The following is a 23,026-nucleotide window of genomic DNA, read 5'->3' on the forward strand; positions in this document are numbered from 1 at the left end:
TGGTGACGAGCTTTAACCGGAGGAACCACAATATGCGCAGTTCTGCTTTCAGGTCCATTCTTCTGAGTGCGACCATCCTCGGCCTGGCGGCACCGGCATTTGCTGATGATGACATTGGTGCGCTATCACCGGAGAAGGCAGCGAAGGTCTTTGCCGCGAAGCCGATCTATTCGCCCTATGCTGGCCGAAATTTCCCTACCCGGCCGTTCTTCGGCGACACGCACCTTCACACCGGAGCATCTTTCGATGCGGGTGCGTTCGGCGCGCGGCTGACACCGCGTGATGCCTATCGCTTTGCGCGAGGCGAGGAAATTACGGCGTCGAGCGGTCAGCCGGCCAAGCTGTCGCGACCGCTAGACTTCCTGGTCGTTACCGACCACTCAGACAACATGGGCATGTTCCCCGACCTGTTTGCCGGTAAGCCGGACGTTATTGCCGACCCGCAAGCCAAGACCTGGTACGATATGATCAAGTCAGGACAAGGCGGCGACGCTGCGATCCAGATCATCCAGGCCTTCAGCGCGGGAACGATTCCGAAGAGCATGATGTATGGACCTGAAACCCGCCCCTACAAAAATGCATGGCAGGATACGATAAAAGCGGCGGAGGAATACAACGATCCGGGCCGTTTCACTGCTGTCATCGGCTATGAATGGACGTCCAACACGGCGGGCAACAATCTGCACCGCAACGTGATCTTCCGGGATAACGGAGACAAGGCCGACCAGATCGTGCCCTACACGACTTTGAAGCCCCTCGGCAGCGATAATCCGCGCGATCTGTGGAAATGGATGCAGGCCTATGAGGACAAGACGGGCGGTAGCGTGCTGGCCATCGCCCACAACGGCAACCTTTCCAATGGCCGTATGTTCCCGATGATCGAGTCCTTCACCAACAAGCCGGTGGACAAGGAGTATGTGGAGCAGCGTGCCAAATGGGAGCGGCTCTATGAGGCAACCCAGACCAAGGGCGACGGCGAAACCCACCCGACGCTTTCCCCCAATGACGAATTTGCCAATTTCGAACGGTGGGACTTTGGCAACCTTGATGGCAGCGTGGCGAAGACACCTGACATGCTGGAGTTCGAATATGCGCGCTCGGCACTGCGGAATGGTCTGAAGCTCGAGGCCGAGCTTGGCACCAACCCCTACAAGTTCGGCATGGTCGGCAGTTCCGATGCTCACACCGGCCTCTCCGCACTGGAAGAGGAAAACTTCTTCGGCAAGACCACGCCACAGGAGCCGAGCCCGGAGCGCATGTTGAGTACATTCTTCACTAATCCAAAAACGAAGATAAAGGTCATGGACTGGCAGGTCAGCGCCTCGGGTTATGCCGCGGTCTGGGCGACGGAAAATACCCGTGAAGCTCTTTGGGACGCCATGCAGCGCAAGGAAACCTATGGCACCACGGGACCGCGCATGGCTGTGCGCTTCTTCGGCGGCTGGGATTTCGAGCAGGCAGATGCAGAGACCCGCAATCCGGGCGCTATCGGCTATGCAAAAGGCGTGCCCATGGGCGGCGACTTGACGGCAGCGCCAGAGGGCAAGGTGCCGACGTTCCTCGTCGCTGCACTTAAGGATCCGATCGGCGCCAATCTCGATCGTTACCAGATCGTCAAGGGATGGCTCGATGACAAGGATCAAACTCATGAGCAGGTCTATGACGTAGCTTGGGGTGGCGACCGCAAGTTAGGCGCAGATGGCAAGCTCCCATCGGTTGGCAGCACGGTGGATGTCGAAAACGCTACGTGGAAGAACACCATAGGCGCCTCGGAACTGATTGCGGTCTGGAAGGACCCAGCATTTGATCCAAAGCAGAAGGCTTTCTACTACGGTCGAGTCATCGAGATCCCGACGCCGCGCTGGACCGCCTACGACGCCAAGCGCTTTGGCACGAAGCCACTGGAGGGGACACAGATGACTGTGACGGAGCGCGCCTACACGTCGCCGATCTGGTACACGCCTTGAATGTCACTCTGGAGTTGACCTGAAAGTTCGGTGCGGCCGCCTACCACCGCACCACCTTGCTTGTCCTTTGCCAGCGGAGCCAATCATCTTGCTGAAACGTCTGCTGAGAGAGCCATTAGCGCACTTCATCATTTTGGCTCTGGCCATCTTCTCGGTGTATGGCCTGCTCAACCGCGGGGGAGCGCAAGCGCCGGATCGCATCATCGTCACGGCGCCCAAGATCGAACAACTGACTGCAATCTTCGGCAAGACCTGGCAGCGACCTCCGACGGCCGAGGAATTTAAGGGACTGGTCGACGACTACGTCAAGGAAGAGATCTACGTCCGCGAGGCATTAGCCTTGGGGCTCGACAAGGATGACGCTGTCATTCGCCGCCGCCTAAGCCTGAAGATGGGGTTTATGAACGACTCCATCGTCGATGCACAAACGCCGACTAGTGGTGAGCTTGATGCCTATCTGAAGGCTCACCCCACCGTATTCGAGATCGAACCGATGCTGGCCTTCCAACAGGTTTTCCTCAACCCGGACCAGCACGGCGACAAGACCGGGCAGGACGCGGCCTCCATATTGAAGACATTGGCGACAAATCCCGCGACCGATCCGACGATGTTGGGTGACGTGTCGTTGCTTCCCGTGGAGCTGCCCCTGACAGGCAAATCATCGATAGGCCAGACTTTTGGGACGGATTTCGCCGAAGCGCTCGACAAGGCAACGCTAGGCCAGTGGACGGGTCCCGTCACATCAAGTTTCGGACTTCATTTGATCAAGCTGTCAGAGCGTAGACCGGGCCGCTTGCCCGCGCTCAACGAGGTGCGCGATGACGTGGTGCGCGAGTGGGCGAATGACAAGCGCAAGGAATTCGAAGAGCGCCGACTTGAGGAATTGCTGAAGCGATATGCGGTAGTGATCGAGTACCCCGCAAAAACGAGCGCCATCCGATGATTCGCTTCGCAGCGCTATTGACGGTTCTTCTGCAGCTGTTCCAATCCGCACCCGCAGCAGCACACGAGATGCGCCCCGCTTATCTCGAGATGCGGGAGACGGAACCCGATGTATTTGTGGCGGTATGGAAAGTGCCGGCCCTGGGCGACAGGCGGCTCAGCCTCTACGCGCGTTTGCCGGAAACATGCAGGGCGGAGAACGAGCCGACGAGATCCATCGATGGCGGTGCCTACATTGAGCGATGGACCGCCGCATGCGACGGCGGTCTGAAGGGCCGTGAGATCACCATCGACGGCTTGCGCTCAACCCTGACCGACGCGCTGATCCATATTACCTACCGCGATGGGACGACGGAGATTGCCCGCCTCAAACCAGATATGCCGAGCACTGTCATCAAGGGCGCTCAGGCCAGCTTTGAGGTGGCGGAAACCTATTTCCGGTTGGGTGTTGATCACATCCTGTCCGGCATCGACCACCTTCTATTCGTGCTGGCTCTCATGCTGCTGATCCACAATCGATGGACGCTCGTGAAGACAATTACTGCCTTTACGATTGCCCACAGTATCACGCTTGCAGGGGCGGCTTTGGGTTACTTCAGCCTACCGCAGAAACCCGTGGAAGCCACCATTGCGCTTAGCATTGCCTTCGTGGCCAGCGAACTCACCAAGATCAAGCCAGCAGAAAGGCGGCTGTCCGAGACCTATCCCTGGATGGTGGCCTTCGCTTTCGGTCTTCTTCATGGCTTTGGCTTTGCTGGTGCGCTCAAGGAGATCGGACTTCCACAGGTGGATGTGCCGCTTGCTCTTCTCACCTTCAATCTGGGCGTCGAAGCAGGGCAAATGCTTTTTGTAGCGGCGGTACTAATCGCCTTCAGAATTGTTACCACCCTGATCACCATTCCGATTGTAGCTGCGCGGAGCACTGCCGCCTATCTGATCGGCACAATGGCTGCAGGCTGGCTCATCACACGACTTGCCGGCTTTGTGGTCTAGATCGGATAACTGGAACTGGTTCCGAACTCGGGTTAAGCGTCGCGTTGATTGGCGAGAAACGTCGCGAGCCCTCGAGGATCGGAGCGATCTTGGTCATGGCGATGTCGCGTCTCGGTCGTCCTGCGGATTTCCCGGATCAGAATGAGATGGCGGCCACTCCATGTCGGCACCGCTGAGAACCCCAGTCGAGAATTCCAAACGGAACGCAGCAATTGGAGAACAGAATGAAACAGAAACAAGTTGAATGGGCTTCATGCGGACGTTGCTCTATGTGGCTGCCCAAACGCAGATGACTCCGCCCCGAGGTGGGAAATGGACGTCTATGCAGGTCAGGCGAACGCTGGACCGTTGCGGGCGACCAAATCGGATGGCGTTTGGGGTCAAAACCCAATCACCTGGACTACCGAGTTCGACCCTAAACGGAAGCTCGTTCGCGCTCGGCCAGGAGCGAGAGTCCATCCGCTGAAGGCAGCCGGGCAGAGCCTCAGCCAGATCGCTGCTACCCTCACACGACAAGCGGACGCAGGACCGGCCTGCGCCCCGGCCGAAGCACTGCCCGGCCTATTTATTTGGAAACAGTAGTGTAATACCCGTGCGGAAGCCGAAACCATCTGGCCCATTGTCGGGGCTTTCCGCCCAGTAGCGCACACCGGCGAACAGGCTGATCGGCTGCTTGTCCATCACCACCAGCTTCGAGACTTGGAAGTTGATCGGGACCGACCATTGCTGCGCCTCCCAATTGTAGGTGCTCTCGGTGTTCAAGCTGAACGTCCAAGCGTCCTTCGTCGTGTAGGAGACGAAAGGCTGCAAGTAGGTGGCGTTGATGTCGCTGCGGTCGCCGTCGCCGGCAAACGACCAGATGTGGTTCGCCAACATACCCACCGTCCATCCGTCCTTTTGTTTCAACACGACGGCTGTCGGACCAGCTCCCCATTTTTGTCCACCAAGCAATTCGTCGGTCGCCGTCGGAAAGAGGAACACCGGGCCGACACCCCAGATGATCCCATTTGCGGTCGGCTTCTTGGGCGAGAAGAACAGGCTCTGGCTGATGTCGCCGAGCCCGAACTGATTGCCGGAAGGCCCGGCAATATCGTGCTGGTAGGCGACGGGCAGGATGGTGCGGGAGATGACGTTCCAATCGTCGTTGAGCGAGAACGGAATGACCGGCTGGATGTTGACATAGCCCTTGTCGCCATCGTTGGGACCATAGCCCTGGTCCCAATTGAATTGGAACGGCACGCTGATCAGCGAGGCGATCGGGTTAGACAGCTTCTTGGCGAGATCCTGGGTATCCTCGGCCCAAGCGGCACTGCAGACGAGCAAGCCTGAGGCGAGCGTAGCCGCCAGCCGAATGGCCCATTCGGACTTCATTGACATCGGCAACCCCCTCTTCGCATGCCGACCAGCCTAAGGGGACCGACCCCGGATAGACAGTACACCGTCAATGCTGGGTATGGTCCACACTTTTGTCGATGGGTGTGTTTCTCGAACGCCGCCCCGCAATCATTCGCTTGTCTTAGGTCGATGCAGGCGGGATGGAGCTTGCGACTGAAGCGCCGGTCATGAGAGCGGAACAGGGCGATCATGACATGCTATGCGCTGGGCAAAGTTGGAACCAGATCGTTGAGGACATGGAGTGTTCCCGCGCCACGGTCAAGCCGGCCAAGCGGTTTAAGGAGGCCTCGGGGGCACAGTCTACCCCCCTCAGCCTCGCCACGTCACTCAGCTCACCTTCTTGACAGGCGGGATGGTCCACGAACCGTCAATGATCGAAGGGTCGCTCTCGTTTGGCCAGTAGGTCCGCATCATCAGGACGAACTTGCCCTTGGGCGCAGGCAGCCAGTTGGCCTCCTTGTCTACTCCAGGGCTCTCGTTCTGGATCAGGATGTCAATGGAACCATCGTCATTGGCTTTCAGCGGCTGGCGGGCGCTAATAGAATAACGGTTGAGCGGGTTGTCGACGAAGAAGTAATCCGCGTCGTACATAGTCACTGACCAGAAGCCTGTTACCGGAGGGGTTAGACCCTTCTTGAAGGTCAGGACGTATTTGTCCGAACCCGAATAGGCCCTGTTGATCAAGTCGCCATGCGACGTCATGGAGGTCGGGTAGATCGCGTCCTGCGGACGATTGGCGCCAAGGCCAATGGCGGTCACGAGCGCGCGCTGGATATAGTTCGTGCCGTAGATACCGGTCTTGGTTGTGAAGCCCCAGCCATTGATTTGCTTCACGTCGCCGTCACTGAACTTGAAGTGCAGCATGATGCGGTCGAAGGCGATCTGCGGGACGCGCGTGGCGAAGGCAGGATTGAACTTCGTCTTGTCGAAATCCTGCCCCGGCACGATGCCGATTTGTGCCATTTTTTCCACCATCGGTGCGTCAGCCTCCGTCGGCGGATTGGTCTTCATCAGTTCGGCGAGCAGCGTGAAATACTCGACCGCATCCATCTTGTTGACTTGATCGCGGACCGCCGTTTTCATGTCGATCGACTGGTCGACCTTGCCGGGAGGCGGCGTCCATTCCTTGCCGTGGGCGCTCAGCGGATAGAGCTTTACCTCGTCCTGCACCTTGTGAACTGCCGCATAGTCCTCGGGCGTGCCTGTGCAATAGATGCGGCCGAGCAGCCAGACGATGCTGGTCGGCGATTTGTACTGCTTGACCCCGTCCGGCAGCGTGCCTTCCCAGCCAGGGCCGGTAACGGCAAAGGTCTGCGCGCCTGTTCCGGTGGTCCGCTTTCCCGGCACGTCGAAGACCGTCGTCCAGCCGTCGAGCATGGGGAACAAGGCGTAGCGGTCCTGCAAGTCCGGCAGGCTGACGACCCAAGGCTCCTTGCCGACGTCCAAGAAGGCCGTGGTGTACAGCGTGTCGGCGTTGGGAGCTGTCACATCCCGGAACTGTGCATTAGGATATTCGCGCACCTTGATAAGATTCCCCATCGGAGCCTTGGTTCCCTTGGGTTTGGCAACATTTGTTATAACCCGGCGAGTCATCTCCATCGTGACCAGCGGATAGCCGTAAGTGTAAGCCTCGACCGCAAGGCCGAAATCATCCGATCCTTCCATCAGATCTCCAACCAGACCTTCTGCGTGGCCACTCGTGGGCCTCTGCGAAGTTGCAGCAAGCAGACCTAAGCCGCCAAGCGAGACGGCGCGACGCGATATGTTCATAGCTGGCACTCCGAGTTTTGACGTGTGTTTGACGCTACGGCACCATGCATCGAGAAACTAGGTACTGCATGTATCTTACGGGATCATACAGGCGTCGATTGTCGTGAAAGCAAACAAGGTCGCGCACCAGCACGTTAAGTGTCAAAAGCCGCGCAGGGAGAGTTCCCCGCCTGGCGCCGAAGCTCCTTGATGAGGCTGGCACAAGACCGTTGAATGCCGCTGGGGTCGCGCAGCTTACGCCTCGCGTACCAAGCGGTTGCTGAGGAAAGCCGGCTTCACGTCGACTGATCCACTGGCACGAGCTGCCCAGTCTGCACGTAGCATACAGTTAACTACCTTCCCCATAAGAGGGGAATGCTCCAGCATCGTGCCAAGGCAGAAGGTATTTGCCGGGACTGGCAGCACGACTCGCTGGCAGCCACCCTGAAATCGCTTGGAGGACGATAATGGAACGCAAGTTTCCGCGCTGGCGCGCCGGCGCCGGCATTGTGGCCGCTATTGCGCTTCTCGTCTGCTCCAGTCCCGCCTCCTTCGCGGCCGCCCAGAATAAGACAGTCGCCGCGGATAGCGGCACGGGCGCCCAATCTCCCGAACCGCTTGACGAGGATGAACTTGAAATCCTGGTAGCGCGCATCGCACTCTACCCCGATGAACTTGTCGCACTTATTTGTGAGGCGTCGCTGTACCGGCTGCAGATTGTAGAGGCGAGCCGGTTCCTGGATCAGGTGGCCAAGAAATCGGACCTGAAACCCAAAGAAAGCTGGGACGGCAGTGTAATCTCGCTGCTCAACTATCCCGAGATCATTAAAATGATGAGTGACGATCTGGATTGGACCCAGACGTTTGGCGACGCGTTAACGTATCAGCAAAAAGACGTACTGGTCGCGATTCAGCAGTTGCGCGACAAGGCGGAGGCCAAGGGCCGACGACAAGGTCACGGTTGTCGAAGAGAACAACAATGTCGTTATCCGGTCCGCGAGTACGGACACGATCTATATCCCGCGGTATGAACCGGCCATGCCGTACGCTACCGCTTATCCCCTTGCGCCGATTGCCTACTGGGCTAAAAGTCCCGACAGCGGACCCGACGGCTTCGGCTTCCGCACGGGAATTACCCTGCTGTTCCCGAAGTAGGCTCAACACTGTCCGTGACAGCCACGAGCAATGGACCGCTACGAATGAAGAACGACCGGAAGCCGATATCCATTAGCTGAGCCGCGCGAATACGTATATGTTGTCACTGCGGCGCAAGACGTTCGCATCGGACAAGAAGTAAAAGACGGATTTTAGAGGGGACTTCGATATGGGAATCATCCGAGCTCTCGTGCCGGCTTTGGCGGGGATAGCGGCAGTGCTGGTTGCGGCGCCGGCGATCGCGGCGGACCTTGCACCTCCCGAACCCACACCTGCACCCGCGCCGGTCTGGACCTTCACGGCAGAGCCCTATTTCTGGATGGCAGGCATGAACGGCAGGGTCGGCGTCAGGGGCCTGTCGCCGGCGGATGTCAATGTCGATTTCAGCCAGATTTTCAACCACATCGATTGGTCTCCCCCGCCGGTCATGCTTGCCGGTGAGGCGCGCAATGGCCGCTACGCTCTATTCACCGACTTCATATACCTGGGACTCGAGGCCGATGGCACATCGCCCGGCCCGTTGGCTGCTCTTTCGGCCGAAGCGAAGATGAACATGGTGCTGTGGACCTTCGGCGGCTCCTATCGGGTCGTCGACAATGGCACCGCGACCTTGGACGTTCTGGCCGGCGGACGGCTCTGGTACCTGGATACGGATTTGACCGTTACCGGCCCTCTCGCCACGAGGGAGGCCAGCGGTAGCAAGACTTGGGTCGACCCTCTGATTGGTGTGGCCGGCAATGTTGCTCTCGGCAACGGATTCGGCCTCCATGGCGAGGCGGATGTCGGTGGCTTCGGTGTCGGCGCCGACATCGATTGGCAGGTGCTGGGCACGCTTCAATACCGGTATAGCGATTCGGTCACGCTGGAAGCGGGCTATCGCTACCTTGCCGTAGACTACGACAACGACGGATTTGTATTTGACGTGGCAATGCAGGGACCAATCATCGGCGCCAAATTTCGGTTCTGATCGGATCGGTGATGGCAGGTCAAATAGATCGCGATCGCGTATTTGAGGTAAGGAAGCAAGAGCATCGCGAAGTTCGCTATGGCGGTTCCGTGCTGATCGTTTTCGCTCCCGGTAGCAGGGGCGGCCTTCTCGACCCGAGAACGCAATGTTCTGGTCGGTGGGAAGGAAGCTCCTCGTCTATGCGGGGCGCAAGATCACCACAAACTCCCTCGCGATGAAGTTTCATTTTAGCTAGGTGTGAGCTTTCAGGAGGTTGCTCATTCGGCCCCGACCGAGAAAGCGGAGATTGTCGAAGCTTCAGTGATTCTCGAAGGACGAATGAACATCCACAAGAATGCCCGTCTGACGCCGCTGCGTCGAGAGGAGATGGCCGCGACGTTGTTGAATGCCGTCTTTCCAAAGCCGATGCGGCGCAGACATACGGGGTGACGGCGAAGGTGGTGGCGCGCTGGGTGGAGCGCTTCCAGATCGGGGGAAGCGCCGGCATGCTCGACCATTCCTCGCGGCCCAAGACAAGTCCAAGGCGAGCCGTAGCCGCGGTGGCAGATGCGATTGTGCGCTGCGCGGGCAGCGCCTGACCGGCAAGCACATTGCTATGCAAACCGGCGTGTCCGAAGCGACGGTGGGGCGAGTGCTGGCACACGCCGGACTGTTACGGCTGAAAGACCTGGTACCGGCCGAGCCGGCGCGTCGCTATGAGCGCGAGCGTCAAGCCAATCAGCCTGTGCCCGGGAGTGGTGCTCTATTGGGCTGAGCGCTCGGGAGCGAGCCCTGACAGATTCAGTTTCCGCACCGTCGTTACACTCCTACTCGCAAAGAAATAAGTCCGAAGCCAACCAGCAGAGAATACCAGATGCTACGAGCGCCATGCATTTGCATCAAGTATCAAAGCGGGGCTGCTTTCGAGCCGTGCATTCGCTTGGGGACAACTTCGAAACGGGAGGGGAGTTTGGGAAATTGTTTTGTGAGCCTATCCAAAGTCAGGCATGTCAGCAGCGTTTTGTTGGCGTCGGCTTTGGCTGCCCTGTTGTGGGGGTGCGCGTCCCGTCCGACGAATGTGCTGTTGCCAGTGGCCGAAACGTCCCCTTCGGCGAGCAAGGTGGAGATGTTGGTGGCGACGACCCGCAGTCGTTCCTCCAATCCGGCTGAGATGTTTACTGGGGAGCGCGGATTGGCCCCCTCGTTCGCGGAAATTACAGTGTCGATCCCTCCGGCATCGGTTCGCAAGGTCGGCGAGGTCGCGTGGCCCAAGAAACTTCCATCAAACCCGGCAACCGATTTCGCGGTCGTTCAGACCGACGATTTGACCGTCCAGACAGCGAAGGGATGGCTCCACGCATCTGTCAGGAAAAGCCGGGACCATAGTGTTTTGGTCTTTATCCATGGTTTCAATAACCGATTCGAAGATTCGGTTTATCGTTTTGCGCAGATCGCCAAGGATACGGGAACGGACAGCGTTCCGATTCTGGTCACCTGGCCTTCCCGTGGGAGTGCACTTGCTTACGGCTACGACCGCGAAAGCACCAACTACACCCGTGATGGCCTCGAACTGTTGTTCCAGTTTCTCGCGCGCGATCCTGACATAAAGGAAGTCTCGATCCTCGCCCATTCAATGGGCAACTGGCTTGCGTTGGAATCTTTGCGCCAGATGGCCATCCGCAACGGCGGCCTGCCGGCGAAATTCAAGAACGTCATGCTGGCTGCCCCTGACGTCGATGTCGACGTGTTTCGCACGCAAATTGCCGACATGGGCAAACAGCACCCCCAGTTCACCCTTTTTGTTTCGCAGGATGACCGCGCGCTGGCGATTTCAAAACGGGTCTGGGGCGATATCCCGCGGCTCGGTTCAATCAACCCGGAGCAGAGCCCATACAAAGAGGAATTCGCGAAAAACAATGTAGTGGTCATCGACCTGACCAAAGTCAAATCCGGAGACAAGTTGAACCATGGCAAGTTCGCCGAGTCACCCCAGACCGTCCAACTGATTGGGGCTCGAATTGCCGGCGGCCAGAATCTCACCGACAGTAGGGTTGGCCTGGGCGACACGATCATTCAGGCAACGACCGGAGCGGCAGCAGCGGCGGGCAGCGCGGCGGGGCTGGTGATCGCGGCACCCGTGGCAGTGATCGATCAGAACACCAGGGAGAACTACGGCCGTCAGGTCAACGCTCTCGCAGGTTCCCAGAACAGCCAGAAAGCGAAGGCTGGCAAGAATTGCGGTGTCTCCTCTCCGACTATGAAAGATTGCAGGAAATAACCATTCGTCGAAGCCAAGTGCAGTACTGAAGCCGATGAAGGCAGACCATGCGCATCCGCAGGAACGGTGCTGCATCCCATCCGGCTGAAAGGGGGAATGAATGCGTGGCGTCGCGCGAATCTCAATTGCCATCATCCTTTCACTAGTCGTTACAATCTTGACCGCCTGGGCCGGATTTGCCATGTGGTATCGCCTGCCTTTCCCAGAGCCCGGACGGGCAGTGGCCTGCATCCTGTTCATCTTGTTCGGCTTCACCATCATCATCGCGCTCTTCAGCCGGATCCGCTTCCGGGCGCTCGCAGTGTTTGTGGCTGCGTTTGCTGCGGTTCTGGTTTGGTGGAGCACCATCAAGCCTTTGGCCCACGCCGACTGGGCGCCCGATGTCGCCCGTCAGGTAACCGGCACCTACGACGGAAATCGGTTGACGTTAAAAGACGTGCGCGCCTTCGAATGGCGCAGCGACACCGATTTTACCGAACGCTGGACAACGCGGACGTACGATCTCTCCAGCATCCAGACCGTCGACCTCTTCATGTCTTATTGGTCTGGGACCAAAATCGCCCATGTCATCATGAGCTTCGGCTTTGCAGGAGGTGACTATCTTGCCTGGTCCATCGAGGTGCGGCGGCGTCGCGGTGGCGAGTTTTCGCCCATAGCAGACCTGTTCAAAAGCAATCCCCTAGTCATTATCGCGGCCGACGAGCGAGACGTGATCGGCGTCAGGTCGAATTTCCGGGGAGAGGACGTCCAAATCTATCGACTAAAGGCGTCGCCGGACGCGGCTCGGACGCTCCTTCTGGAATACCTCTCTGACGCAAATGCGCTGTCCGCGACGCCAGAATTCTACAATTCCATCACGACGAACTGCACGACGACGATCGTCAAGATGATGCGAGCGGTCGGTGACGTGGTCCCTCTCGACTGGCGCCTCATCGTCAACGGCTATCTTCCCGATTATGCCTATGCACGGGGTGCACTCGATACCCGCATGCCATTGTCAGACTTAAGGGCGATAGCCCACATCGACGACCGCGCGCGGAAGTCAGGCCTTTCGCCAGACTATTCAAGACTAATCCGTATTGGCGTGCCGTCTCCGTCTCGAAGCGGGTACGCCCCTTGAAGTGCTATATCTCGATTGTCGAAACTGAATCAGTAGGCCAGATGTCGGCCTAAAGAAGCTGCTGAAGCGATGCGGAATCGCGTCCCCGCCGCAGGATACTGGAACAAAGTTCGTGTCGGAAAGAAGGTGCCCGCATTACCCAAGGCGCCACCGCGGCGGCCGCAAACGGGCGATCGGGACTAGAGCGCCGATTGCTGGTGCCGCTGAGTGCCGACGAGCGCTGACTTCGTATCGGACCAGCCCACGACGGGCGCCGCTTCCGCATCATGATCTCGATGAGTCCAAGATATCGTTTTATGATGGGAATGGCGCCCCGGCCGGATGTCTCATGCCGTCGCAGCTGCCTAAATCAATAGCATTCTGCATGATGGGCTCTTTGGCGGGTAAATTCTGAATTTCACTATAAGCTGTTGTTTTTGTTGATTGTATGGCGGAGAGAGCGGGATTCGAACCCGCGTTACGGTCTCCCGTAAACACACTTTCCAGGCGTGCGCCTTCAACCACTCGGCCACCTCTCCGTCCTTGCATTTTTCGCGACGGCCGGTTTCGCCGCGCGGGTTGGGGACAATGCAGTCCCTTCAGGGAGCCAGCACGCTATTTCCGCGCCGTGGGTGCCGCCAACCAGCAAACACCTTCCCTTCGCCCCTGAGCCGTCAAAGCAACAGGCGCGGGGCTCATCTAGTCGATCCCGCGCCGAATGCCAAGCCATAACGGCAGTCTATTCGCTTTGCCGGCCACACAGTGCTTCGTGAGGCCGCCGCCGCATTCTTTTTCGAGGGTACCGACGTCCCGAATGATGTGCATAGGCGAGGCCGCAAGACCGGCCGCGCTTGACTTCGCCGCCGGCCACCTGTCGAGTGACGCTGAGGCTTTGCGGGGGCATCGTCCGGACATGACATCAAGCAGTGAACAACCGGGTAGCGGGCAGGCGCCAGTCGGGCGGCCAGGCAACGACCTGTCTTATGTCCCGGTGGGTTGGCTCATCTTCGTCATGGCGTGGTCGGTCTACGGCCTGGCCTCGGCCTGGTGGCTGACCGGCGACTCCGGCCTGCCGGACAGGATCTTCTATTTCCTCCTTGGCGGGCTTGCCGTCGACATCATCACCATCCTGTGGGGGCTTTACCTGCTCGGCCTTGCCTTTGGCCGCTCGGCGCGCTTCCCGCGCCAGTTCATCATCTGGCAGGCGGCGACCATCGTCTGGGTGCTGGCGAGGCAGGCCTATGTGCTTGCCGTGCCCGATTTCGTCTTCTCCGCCAGGAGCCAGTTCATCGGCGGCTCCGAAATCGCCATCGGCCTGCTCTGCATCTATCTGCTGCGCCGCGGCTCCGGCGCCGAAGGCGTCTATGCCAGGCCGCCGACCGAAGCGCCGTCGGTCTTCGTTTCCATCGTCGCTGCCTTGCTCGGCATCATCCTGGGCGCGGTCATCGGCGCCGTTGGCGGCTTCCTGGCTGGCTCGGTGATTGCCGATGTCGCCGAGGTCAGTTGCTTCGAGGGCGGCTGCGGCTACTTCGCCGCCTTCATCGGCTTGGCCGGGCTGGTGGTCGGCGCCATTGCCGGCGGCATTCTTGCCGTCTGGCTCGTTCACCGCCGCGGACGCAAGCCAGTCGCATAGGGTTCAGCAAGCGCCAGCCTTCAAATTCGCGTATCGCGATTGCGGACAAACCGCACGCATTCTATTTCTGGTTCGGGACATGTGCCGGAGGCTCCTGGTCAGCTCCAGGATGAACCGGGGGAGAGCCTTGATGTTTCGCTTCGTCTTTCGTCTTGCGGCCATGGTCGCGCTATCGGTTTCCGTCATCATGGCGGTGCTCGACACGACGCGCACGGTGGCGGCTTCGGCCCTTGTGCTGACCCCGCTCAACGCCAGCTGGCTGGCTGTCTCGCCGGACACGCGGGCAGCCTTCGAAACCTATGTCCGCGCCAAGGCCAGTCCGCTGCTGTGGGACGGCGCCATCGCCTGGGTGCTCAACCAGCCGGGCTTTGCCGTGTTCGCGGTGCTGGCCTTCTTGCTTTACGCCATCGGCTACCGGCGGCAGCGGCGCACGGGACAGTTCGCCGCGAACTGACCCACCGGCATCGCCCGCGCCATTCCGGCCACCTCCCGACGGCTTGCGAGCAAGGATCGGATCGCGGCGCGGCGTGCCCATGGCATGCTTTTCCAAAAGGTCAAAATTCCGCGTGAATTTTGTTTCGGGCCGTGCCAGATTGCCCGGGAGCGGGAGGGGAATACACTCCTGGCTAACGTCGTTTGCCTGCCGGAGAACCGGGCAGACAGGCGGTGCGTAACGGAAAAAATAACCGACAGGGTGTGGATCACATGAAACGTATCGTTCTCGGCCTCCTGGCCGCAACCGCAATGGTTCTTCCGGCTTTCGCCGCGGATGTCCAGCCGGCCATCCTCTATGATCTGGGCGGCAAGTTCGACAAATCCTTCAACGAGGCGGCCTACCACGGCGCCGAGAAATTCAAGACCGAGACCGGCGTTGCATATGTGGAGTTCGAAGTGTCGAACGCCTCGCAGCGCGAGCAGGCGCTGCGCCGCTTCGCCGAGGACGGCCGCAACCCGATCGTCATGGCCGGCTTTGCCTGGGAGGACGCCCTCAAAGCGGTCGCAAAAGATTATCCCGACCTGAACTTCGCCATCATCGACGATGCCGTCGACCTGCCCAACGTCCGTTCGCTGGTGTTCAAGGAGAATGAAGGCTCCTATCTCGTCGGCATCCTGGCGGGGATGGCCTCGAAATCCAAGAAGGTCTCCTTCATCGGCGGCATGGACATCCCGCTGATCCGCAAATTCGAATGCGGCTATGTCGGCGGCGCCAAGGCGGCAGGCGCGACCGATGTCATCCAGAACATGACCGGCGACACGCCGGCTGCCTGGAACGACCCGGCCAAGGGCGGCGAGATCGCCAAGACGCAGATCGACCAGGGCTCCGACGTGGTCTACGCCGCGGCCGGCGGCACCGGCGTCGGCGTGCTGCAGGCGGCGGCTGATGCCGGCAAGCTCGGCATCGGCGTCGATTCCAACCAGAACGGCCTGCAGCCCGGCAAGGTGCTGACCTCGATGATGAAGCGTGTGGACGTCGCCGTCTACAATGCCTTCATGGACGGCAAGAACGGCACCTTCAAAGGTGGCGTGCAAAATCTCGGCCTCAAGGAAGGCGGCGTCGACTACGCCATGGACGACAACAACAAGGCGCTGGTGACCGACGAAATGAAGGCGGCGGTCGAAAAGGCCAAGGCCGACATCATCGCCGGCAAGATCCAGGTGCACGACTACACAGCCGACAACGCCTGCCCCTATTGATCGGCGGCACCATACGGCAATGACTGGAACCGCCGGGCAACGCCCGGCGGTTTTGTGTCGGCCTACAGCTTGCCGGCGAGATAACCCAGCGCGAAGGCCGCGATCAGTGCCATAGCGACCACGTACCCACGCTTGCCGCCCAGCGCGTGCACGCCAACGCCGTACGGCTGTCGGGACAGGCTTCGGATCACTGTCGGCGGTTTGGCATCGTTGCCGCCCAGGCCAACGCTGCGCATTTGCGGCAATTCGGCGAGGCGTTGCGTGACCAGCGCCCAATGATTGGCGCCAGCTGGTTTTTCGGCACGGTCGAAAACATGCATGCGTTCGGCGAGTTGCACCACCGCGTCGCGGAAGGCAGGGTCGATCTCGAGATCGCGCTCGGCCCGCTCGCGCTCGGCATCGTTCATCAGGCCCAGCACATAATCGCCGGCCCTTGCGATGCGGTCGCTTTCACCGGCCATGGCCAGGACCCTCCCCTTCTCCTCACCAGTGTGGCGGTTTGGTCACCGGCACATCCGGTGCCGCCTGCTCTTCAAGGGCCAGGAAGCGGTCGGTCAACGCATCGAGCTTGCGCTGCATGCGTTCGATCACCTTCCACTGCTCGGCAATCTGGCCCGACAGTTCCTCGATGGTCTTCTCCTGCTCGGCGGCGCGGATTTCCAGCGTCGTCAGCCGGTCGGCGGGCATGATCATGCAAAGTCCCCAGTTCGTGCCGCGACACCTTGCGCCGCAACGTCAAATCGACCTCGCCATATTAGCGAATGCGAGAGCTTCGGCCACGTTCGAAATTGACAAGCGCGCGCGGATTTGTCGAGAGTGGACGCTGCTCCGGACAATTGGCATGGGCGGAGCGTCATGCTAGGCATTTTGACCAAGCGATAAAAAAATAAGAGTGGGACAGGCTGCATGGCGCAAGCCGCAATCGAACTGACAGGCATCAACAAAAGTTTTGGCGCGGTGCGCGCCAACCGCGACATCAATCTGGAGATCGCGCGCGGCACTATTCACGGCATCGTCGGCGAGAACGGAGCCGGCAAGTCGACGCTGATGTCGATCCTCTACGGTTTCTACCAGGCCGACAGCGGCGAGATCCGTGTCGGCGGCAAGCCGGCGTCGATCAAGACCCCCAACGACGCGATCGCGCTCGGCATCGGCATGGTGCACCAGCATTTCATGCTGGTCGACAATTTCTCGGTGCTGGAGAACATCATCCTCGGCGCCGAAACCGATGCGCTTCTGAAGAGCAGCATCGCCAAGGCGCGCTCCGAGCTTGACCGGCTGGAACGCGAATACGGGCTGGAAGTCGATCCCGATGCGATCATCGAGGAACTGCCGGTCGGCCTGCAGCAGCGCGTCGAAATCCTGAAGGCGCTTTATCGCGGCGCCGAAATCCTGATCCTCGACGAGCCGACGGGCGTCTTGACCCCGGCCGAGGCCGACCACCTGTTCCGCATCCTCAGACAGTTGAAGGAACAGGGAAAGACGGTGGTATTGATCACCCACAAGCTGCGCGAGATCATGGCCATCACCGACACCGTGTCGGTCATGCGTCAGGGCACGATGGTGGCGACCCGGGAGACCAGGAAAACCACCGTCGAGGAGCTGGCCGAGCTGATGGTCGGGCGGCGCGTCTTGCTCCGGGTCGAAAAGGGCGACGCCGAGGCCGGTGCCGTCAAGCTCGCGGTCAAGAACCTGACGGTCAGGGATTCCCGCGGCGTCACCATGGTCGACGACGTCTCCTTCGACTTGCGCGCCGGCGAGATCGTCGGCATCGCCGGCGTCGCCGGCAACGGCCAATCCGAATTGCTCGAGGCGATTTCCGGCATCAGGCACGCCGTTTCCGGTTCCGTAATGCTCGAGGGCAAGCCGATCGATCTCACCGGCAAGGCCGATCCCGGCGAATTGCGCGACCGCGGGCTCGCCCACGTGCCGGAGGACCGCCACCATGTCGGTCTGGTGCTGGCCTTCGAGGAAAACGAGAATTCCATCCTCGGCTACCACGACGATCCCCGCTACCTCAGGGGACCGTTCCTCAACATCGACGCCATCATGGCCGATGCCAAGGACAAGATCGAGAAATACGACATTCGTCCCGGCAACCCGCGCCTGAAGACGGCCAATTTTTCCGGCGGCAACCAGCAGAAGATCGTGCTCGCGCGCGAAATCGAACAGGACCCCGGCGTGCTGATCGTCGGCCAGCCGACGCGCGGCGTCGATGTCGGCGCCATCGAATTCATCCACAAGCGCCTGATCGCCATGCGCGACCAGGGCAAGGCGGTGCTGGTGGTCTCGGTCGAACTCGACGAGATCCGTTCGCTCTCCGATCGCATCCTGGTGATGTTTGCCGGCCGCATCGTCGGCGAGCGCGGCCCCGAGGCGACCGAAGGCGAGCTTGGCCTGCTGATGGCCGGTGTCGAGCATCAGGAGGCCGCGCAATGAGCACGCCTTACGCCAAATTGCCGGCCTGGGCCGACTACGGGCTGATCCCGCTGATCAACCTGTCGGTCGCCTTCATCGTCGCCGGCTTCGTCGTCATGCTGGTCGGCGAAAACCCGTTCCGCGCCGCCGTCATCCTGGTCGAAGGCGCCTTCGGCAAGGGAACGGGCATCGCCTTCACCCTCTTCTATGCCACGACCTTCATATTCACCGGGCTTTCGGTGGCGGTGGCGGCACATTGCGGCCTGTTCAACATCGGCACCGAGGGCCAAGCCTACATCGCCGGCCTCGGCATCGCCATCGTCTGTCTTTCCTTCGACAGTACACTGCCCTGGTGGCTGACTTTTCCGCTGGCCATCGTGGCCTCGGCGCTCGTGGGCGCGTTGTGGGCGTTGATCCCCGCCTACCTGCAGGCCAAGCGCGGCTCGCACATCGTCATCACCACGATCATGTTCAACTTCATCGCCGCCTCGATCATGGTCTACCTGCTGGTCGGTCCGCTGAAACCGGCAGGGTCGCAGGCGCCGCAGACGCGCAACTTCCTCGCCGGCGCCGAACTGCCGAAGCTCAACTGGATCATCGAACTGTTCGGCGCCAAGATCCGCTCGGCCCCGCTCAACATCTGCTTCCTGCTGGCGCTGGCGATGGCCTTCCTGGTCTGGCTGCTGATCTGGCGCACGAGGCTCGGCTACGAGATGCGCACCTATGGCCACAGCCCGAAGGCGGCCCGCTATGCCGGCATTTCGGAAACGCGCATCATCATCACCGCCATGATGATCTCGGGCGCGCTGGCCGGCATGATGGCGCTCAACCCGGTGATGGGCGACCAGCACAATGTTGCGATCGACTTCGTCTCGGGCGCCGGCTTCGTCGGCATCGCGGTGGCGCTGATGGGCCGCCTGCATCCGGTCGGCATCGTGCTGGCGGCGATCCTGTTCGGCATGCTCTACCAGGGCGGCGCCGAACTCGCCTTCGAGATGCCGGCGATCAGCCGCGACATGATCGTCATCATTCAAGGCCTGGTCATCCTTTTCGCCGGCGCGCTGGAGCACATGTTCAGGCCCTATATCCAGGCTCTGTTCGCCTCGTTCAGCCCGAAATCGGTGGGCATGCAGGCTGTCAACGGGAAGGGCGCCTGAGATGGACATCTTCAACGCAATCATCCAGGTGCTGGACTCGACCATCCGCCTGTCGGTGCCGCTGCTGCTTGCCTGCCTCGCCGGCCTCTATTCGGAGCGGGCCGGCATTTTCGACATCGGCCTCGAAGGCAAGATGCTGGTCGGCGCCTTCGCGGGGGCTGCTGCGGCTTCCGTGTTCCACTCGGCGCTTATCGGTCTCGGCATGGCGGTCCTGATCTCTGTCGCTTTCGCGCTGGTGCACGGCTTTGCCTCGATCACCCATCGCGGCAACCAGATCGTTTCGGGCGTGGCGATCAACTTCGTCGCCGCCGGATCGACCATCATCCTCGGCCAGGCCTGGTTCCAGCAGGGTGGCCGCACGCCGGCGCTGCAACCCGGCGAGCGGTTCGAGGCGATCATCTGGCCTGGCGCCGACGCGGCCAGGGACGTGCCGATCATCGGTCCGATCTACGCCGAACTGATCTCCGGCCATTCGATCCTCGTCTATTTCGCCTTTGCGATGGTGCCGTTCACCTGGTGGGTGCTGTTTCGCACGCGCTTCGGCCTCAGGCTGCGCGCGGTCGGCGAAAATCCGGCCGCGGTCGACACGGCTGGCATCTCGGTCGCCTGGCTGCGCTATCGGGCGCTGATCTGCACCGGCATCCTGACCGGGTTCGCCGGCGCCTATCTTTCGATGGTGCAGAATGGCGGCTTCGTGAAGGACATGACGGCGGGCAAGGGCTACATCGCGCTGGCCGCGCTGATCTTCGCCAAATGGAAGCCGGTCAACGCCATGTTCGCCTGCCTGCTGTTCGGCTTCCTCGACGCGGCGTCGATCCGCCTGCAGGGGACACCGCTGCCCATTGTTGGCAAGGTGTCGGTGCAGTTCATGCAGGCGCTGCCTTATGTGCTGACCGTCATCCTGCTCGCCGGCTTCATCGGCAAGGCCATCCCGCCGCGCGCTGGCGGCGTGCCTTACGTCAAGGAACGCTAGGACAAGACTCCCCACGCCGGGTTTTGGACACGATCATCGGAGAGAACACCTGAATGTCGCATGATCTGTTCGAAGCGGCCAAGGCCGCCATGGCCAAGGCCTATGCGCCCTATTCGAAATTCCCGGTGGGTGCCGCCTTGCGCACCGAGGACGGGCGCGTCTTCACCGGCGCCAACATCGAGGTCGCCTCTTATCCCGAGGGCTGGTGCGCCGAGACCACCGCGCTTGGCCACTACATCATGGGCGGCGGCGGCAAGATCGTGGAAATCGCCGTCCTTGCCGAACGCATGGCCAAATGCTCGCCGTGTGGCGGCTGCCGTCAGCGGCTGGCCGAATTCTGCCGCCCGGAAACGAAACTCTACCTCTGCGACAACACCGGCGTGGCCGAGACCGTGACCATGGGCGACATGCTGCCCTATGGCTTTCGCGGCGATATCCTCAAATGACGCGTTGGCTCACATGCAAAGCTGGCTCAAATGAAGCGTAGGCCGAGATGACGGAAAAAGCGCTGGACCATCTTATCGAAAGGCTGGACGGCCTGGCGCCGTCGACCGCGCTGGTGCTGGGTTCGGGGCTGGGCGGCCTTGTCGACCGGATCGAGAATCCCATCCGCGTCTCCTATGCCGACCTGCCTGGCTTTCCCAGGAGCGGTGTCAGCGGCCATGCCGGCGAAGTGGTCGCCGGGCTGTTTGCCGGCGTTCCGGTGCTGATGTTGTCCGGCCGCGCCCACTACTATGAGCATGGCAACGCCGCGGCGATGCGTCCGGTGCTGGAAGTGCTTGCCGGCATCGGCATCACGAAACTGATCCTCACCAACTCAGCCGGCTCGGTCGATCCGGACATGCCGCCGGGCTCGGTGATGCTGCTCACCGATCACATCAACTTCTCCGGCACCAATCCGCTGATCGGCGAGCCGAGCGACCGCCGCTTCGTCGGCCTGACCGAAGCCTACGATGCCGGCATCCGTGACGCGATCGAACGCGCGGCCAAGGCGACGGGCACAGCGCTGCACAAGGGCGTCTATATGTGGTTCTCAGGCCCCTGCTTCGAGACGCCGGCCGAAATCCGCATGGCGCGCATCATGGGCGCCAACGCCGTCGGCATGTCGACCGTGCCGGAAGTCATTCTCGCCCGGTTCCTCGGTCTGCGCGTCGCCGCCTGCTCGGTCATCACCAATTTGGCCGCCGGCATGACCGGAGCCGAGCTTTCGCACCAGGAAACCAAGGACATGGCGCCGGTTGGCGGATCGCGGCTGGCAACGGTGCTGCAGCGCGTGTTCCGTGACGGGCTGCTGGAGAGCTGATGCTTCCACAGGAAATCATCCGTCACAAACGCGACGGCCACAGGCTGGCGCCTCACGAGATCGCCGCCTTCATCGACGGCGTGACGTCGGGCACCGTAACCGACGGCCAGGTCGCGGCCTTCGCCATGGCGGTGTTCTTCAACGGCATGAACCGCGACGAGGCCGTGGCGATGACGCTTGCCATGCGCGATTCCGGCGACGTGCTCGACTGGTCGGATTTGCCAGGCCCCGTCACCGACAAGCATTCGACGGGCGGCGTCGGCGACAATGTCTCGCTGATGCTGGCGCCGATCGTCGCCGCCTGCGGCGCCTATGTGCCGATGATCTCGGGCCGAGGCCTCGGCCATACCGGCGGCACGCTGGACAAGATGGATGCCATTCCCGGCTACACCAGCCAGCCCGACATCGCGCTGTTCCGCAAGGCGGTGCTGGAAACGGGCTGCGCCATCATCGGCCAGACCGCTGATCTGGCACCCGCCGATCGCCGGCTCTACGCCATCCGCGACGTGACCGGAACCGTGGAATCGGTGCCGCTGATCACGGCATCGATCCTGTCGAAGAAGCTCGCGGCGGGCCTGCAATCGCTGGTGCTCGACGTCAAGGTCGGCAACGGCGCCTTCATGGAGAAATCCCGTGATGCGACCGCGCTCGCCAACAGCCTGGTCGAGGTCGCCGGCGGGGCTGCGCTGAAGGTCTCGGCGCTGATCACCGGCATGAACGAACCGCTGGCCTCGGCCGCCGGCAATGCGGTCGAGGTGCGCAATGCCGTCGATTTTCTGACCGGCCGCTTGCGTGACCGGCGGCTGGAGGATGTGACGCTGGCGCTTGCCGCTGAAATGCTGCAGTCGGCGGGGCTGGTATCGTCCAACCAGGACGGCATGCGTCGCGCCACCGAGACGCTGGCCAGCGGCCGTGCCGCCGCCACCTTCGCGCGCATGGTGACCGTGCTTGGCGGTCCGGCCGATTTCATCGAGAAGCCGGAAAAATACCTGCCCGAGGCGGCAACGGAATTCGCCGTCAAGGCGACGACAGAGGGTTTCGTCACGAATATAGCCACCCGCGACATCGGCCTCGCCGTGGTCGGGCTGGGCGGCGGGCGCACCCGGCCCGACGACAAGATAGATCCCGCCGTCGGCATCACCAGGCTGCTGCCCATAGGCGCGGAAGTAAAAGCCGGAGACGCGCTAGCGCTGATCCATGCCCGCTCACCGTCCGATGCCGAAGCGGCAGCCGCGGCGGTGCTTTCAGCCTATGCGATCGGTGCTTCGAAGCCGTCCGCCGACAAGTCGGTCATCCGGCGGATTCTGCCGCGCGGCTGACTGC

19 protein-coding genes, 1 tRNA gene and 2 pseudogenes are annotated in these 23,026 nt (G+C 61.1%); 17 read left to right on the plus strand and 5 right to left on the minus strand.

Annotation, left to right across the window (positions count from 1 at the left end):
• Positions 1-32 precede the first annotated feature (32 nt).
• From EN851_RS12605 to EN851_RS12615, 3 genes are all read left to right on the plus strand, one after another.
• Entirely contained in the window at positions 33-1,967 is a 1,935-nt protein-coding gene (locus EN851_RS12605; protein WP_127275478.1) for a DUF3604 domain-containing protein, read from the plus strand.
• 88 nt (positions 1,968-2,055) lie between these two features.
• The gene (locus EN851_RS12610; protein ID WP_245511687.1) at positions 2,056-2,910 is read left to right on the plus strand and encodes a peptidylprolyl isomerase; all 855 of its coding nucleotides are present in this window, start codon (positions 2,056-2,058) and stop codon (positions 2,908-2,910) included.
• Positions 2,907-3,902 carry a HupE/UreJ family protein gene (locus EN851_RS12615; protein WP_127278203.1) on the plus strand — a complete coding sequence of 332 codons (996 nt, stop codon included), beginning with the start codon at positions 2,907-2,909 and terminating at the stop codon, positions 3,900-3,902. The genes EN851_RS12610 and EN851_RS12615 overlap by 4 nt, the downstream gene beginning before the upstream one ends.
• A gap of 561 nt (positions 3,903-4,463) precedes the next feature.
• Here the strand turns inward: EN851_RS12615 and EN851_RS12620 are convergent.
• A complete protein-coding gene (locus EN851_RS12620) occupies positions 4,464-5,279 on the minus strand; it encodes a transporter (RefSeq protein WP_127278204.1) in 816 nt (271 codons plus the stop codon).
• 345 nt (positions 5,280-5,624) lie between these two features.
• On the minus strand, positions 5,625-7,067 hold the full coding sequence (locus EN851_RS12625; protein ID WP_135929346.1) for a DUF1254 domain-containing protein: 1,443 nt from the start codon (positions 7,065-7,067) through the stop codon (positions 5,625-5,627).
• Positions 7,068-7,513: 446 nt separating this feature from the next.
• On the opposite strand from EN851_RS12625, the pseudogene EN851_RS12630 reads away from it, so the two are divergent.
• The 5 genes and pseudogenes from EN851_RS12630 to EN851_RS12650 form a co-directional block, all read left to right on the plus strand.
• Positions 7,514-8,129: pseudogene (locus EN851_RS12630) on the plus strand (DUF3300 domain-containing protein); the annotation flags it as partial.
• Positions 8,130-8,418: 289 nt separating this feature from the next.
• Positions 8,419-9,168, plus strand: coding sequence for a hypothetical protein (locus EN851_RS12635; protein ID WP_127278206.1), 750 nt, complete (start codon positions 8,419-8,421; stop codon positions 9,166-9,168).
• A 318-nt stretch (positions 9,169-9,486) separates the two neighbouring features.
• Positions 9,487-9,874: pseudogene (locus EN851_RS12640) on the plus strand (leucine zipper domain-containing protein); the annotation flags it as partial.
• A gap of 297 nt (positions 9,875-10,171) precedes the next feature.
• Positions 10,172-11,425: an alpha/beta hydrolase gene (locus EN851_RS12645; RefSeq protein ID WP_245520752.1), complete on the plus strand. Its 1,254-nt coding sequence runs from the start codon at positions 10,172-10,174 to the stop codon at positions 11,423-11,425.
• Between the two features lie 100 nt (positions 11,426-11,525).
• A complete protein-coding gene (locus tag EN851_RS12650) occupies positions 11,526-12,545 on the plus strand; it encodes a DUF4105 domain-containing protein (RefSeq protein ID WP_135929348.1) in 1,020 nt (339 codons plus the stop codon).
• 428 nt (positions 12,546-12,973) lie between these two features.
• On the opposite strand, the gene EN851_RS12655 is transcribed toward EN851_RS12650, so the two are convergent.
• Positions 12,974-13,063 (minus strand) — tRNA-Ser (locus tag EN851_RS12655).
• Between the two features lie 374 nt (positions 13,064-13,437).
• Between EN851_RS12655 and EN851_RS12660 the strand changes: the two genes are divergently transcribed.
• From EN851_RS12660 to EN851_RS12670, 3 genes are all read left to right on the plus strand, one after another.
• Positions 13,438-14,157 carry a DUF2569 domain-containing protein gene (locus EN851_RS12660; RefSeq protein ID WP_245520735.1) on the plus strand — a complete coding sequence of 240 codons (720 nt, stop codon included), beginning with the start codon at positions 13,438-13,440 and terminating at the stop codon, positions 14,155-14,157.
• A gap of 130 nt (positions 14,158-14,287) precedes the next feature.
• On the plus strand, positions 14,288-14,611 hold the full coding sequence (locus tag EN851_RS12665) for a hypothetical protein (RefSeq protein ID WP_127869964.1): 324 nt from the start codon (positions 14,288-14,290) through the stop codon (positions 14,609-14,611).
• A gap of 251 nt (positions 14,612-14,862) precedes the next feature.
• Positions 14,863-15,852, plus strand: a complete 990-nt coding sequence (locus EN851_RS12670) for a BMP family ABC transporter substrate-binding protein (RefSeq protein ID WP_127280664.1) — start codon at positions 14,863-14,865, stop codon at positions 15,850-15,852.
• Positions 15,853-15,914: 62 nt separating this feature from the next.
• On the opposite strand, the gene EN851_RS12675 is transcribed toward EN851_RS12670, so the two are convergent.
• Together EN851_RS12675 and EN851_RS12680 are read right to left on the minus strand one after the other, a co-directional pair.
• Complete coding sequence (locus tag EN851_RS12675; RefSeq protein ID WP_135919035.1) at positions 15,915-16,313, minus strand: hypothetical protein; 399 nt, start codon at positions 16,311-16,313, stop codon at positions 15,915-15,917.
• A 22-nt stretch (positions 16,314-16,335) separates the two neighbouring features.
• Positions 16,336-16,542 carry a SlyX family protein gene (locus tag EN851_RS12680; protein ID WP_123151274.1) on the minus strand — a complete coding sequence of 69 codons (207 nt, stop codon included), beginning with the start codon at positions 16,540-16,542 and terminating at the stop codon, positions 16,336-16,338.
• A 216-nt stretch (positions 16,543-16,758) separates the two neighbouring features.
• Here EN851_RS12680 and EN851_RS12685 point away from each other — a divergent pair, with 216 nt between their 5' ends.
• The 6 genes from EN851_RS12685 to deoA are packed head-to-tail and all read left to right on the plus strand — an operon-like array spanning position 16,759 to position 23,022.
• Complete coding sequence (locus EN851_RS12685; protein WP_127869965.1) at positions 16,759-18,291, plus strand: ABC transporter ATP-binding protein; 1,533 nt, start codon at positions 16,759-16,761, stop codon at positions 18,289-18,291.
• On the plus strand, positions 18,288-19,427 hold the full coding sequence (locus EN851_RS12690; RefSeq protein ID WP_127280035.1) for an ABC transporter permease: 1,140 nt from the start codon (positions 18,288-18,290) through the stop codon (positions 19,425-19,427). Before EN851_RS12685 ends, EN851_RS12690 begins: the two co-directional genes overlap by 4 nt.
• A 1-nt stretch (position 19,428) precedes the next feature.
• Positions 19,429-20,400, plus strand: coding sequence for an ABC transporter permease (locus tag EN851_RS12695; protein ID WP_127280034.1), 972 nt, complete (start codon positions 19,429-19,431; stop codon positions 20,398-20,400).
• Between the two features lie 53 nt (positions 20,401-20,453).
• Positions 20,454-20,846 carry a cytidine deaminase gene (gene cdd, locus EN851_RS12700; RefSeq protein ID WP_127280033.1) on the plus strand — a complete coding sequence of 131 codons (393 nt, stop codon included), beginning with the start codon at positions 20,454-20,456 and terminating at the stop codon, positions 20,844-20,846.
• A gap of 47 nt (positions 20,847-20,893) precedes the next feature.
• Complete coding sequence (locus EN851_RS12705) at positions 20,894-21,703, plus strand: purine-nucleoside phosphorylase (protein ID WP_135914999.1); 810 nt, start codon at positions 20,894-20,896, stop codon at positions 21,701-21,703.
• Positions 21,703-23,022, plus strand: a complete 1,320-nt coding sequence (gene deoA, locus EN851_RS12710; protein ID WP_135929350.1) for a thymidine phosphorylase — start codon at positions 21,703-21,705, stop codon at positions 23,020-23,022. The genes EN851_RS12705 and deoA overlap by 1 nt, the downstream gene beginning before the upstream one ends.
• The last annotated feature ends 4 nt before the right edge of the window (positions 23,023-23,026 follow it).

This window comes from Mesorhizobium sp. M8A.F.Ca.ET.208.01.1.1, assembly GCF_004791315.1.
In the GTDB taxonomy this organism is placed as follows: domain Bacteria; phylum Pseudomonadota; class Alphaproteobacteria; order Rhizobiales; family Rhizobiaceae; genus Mesorhizobium.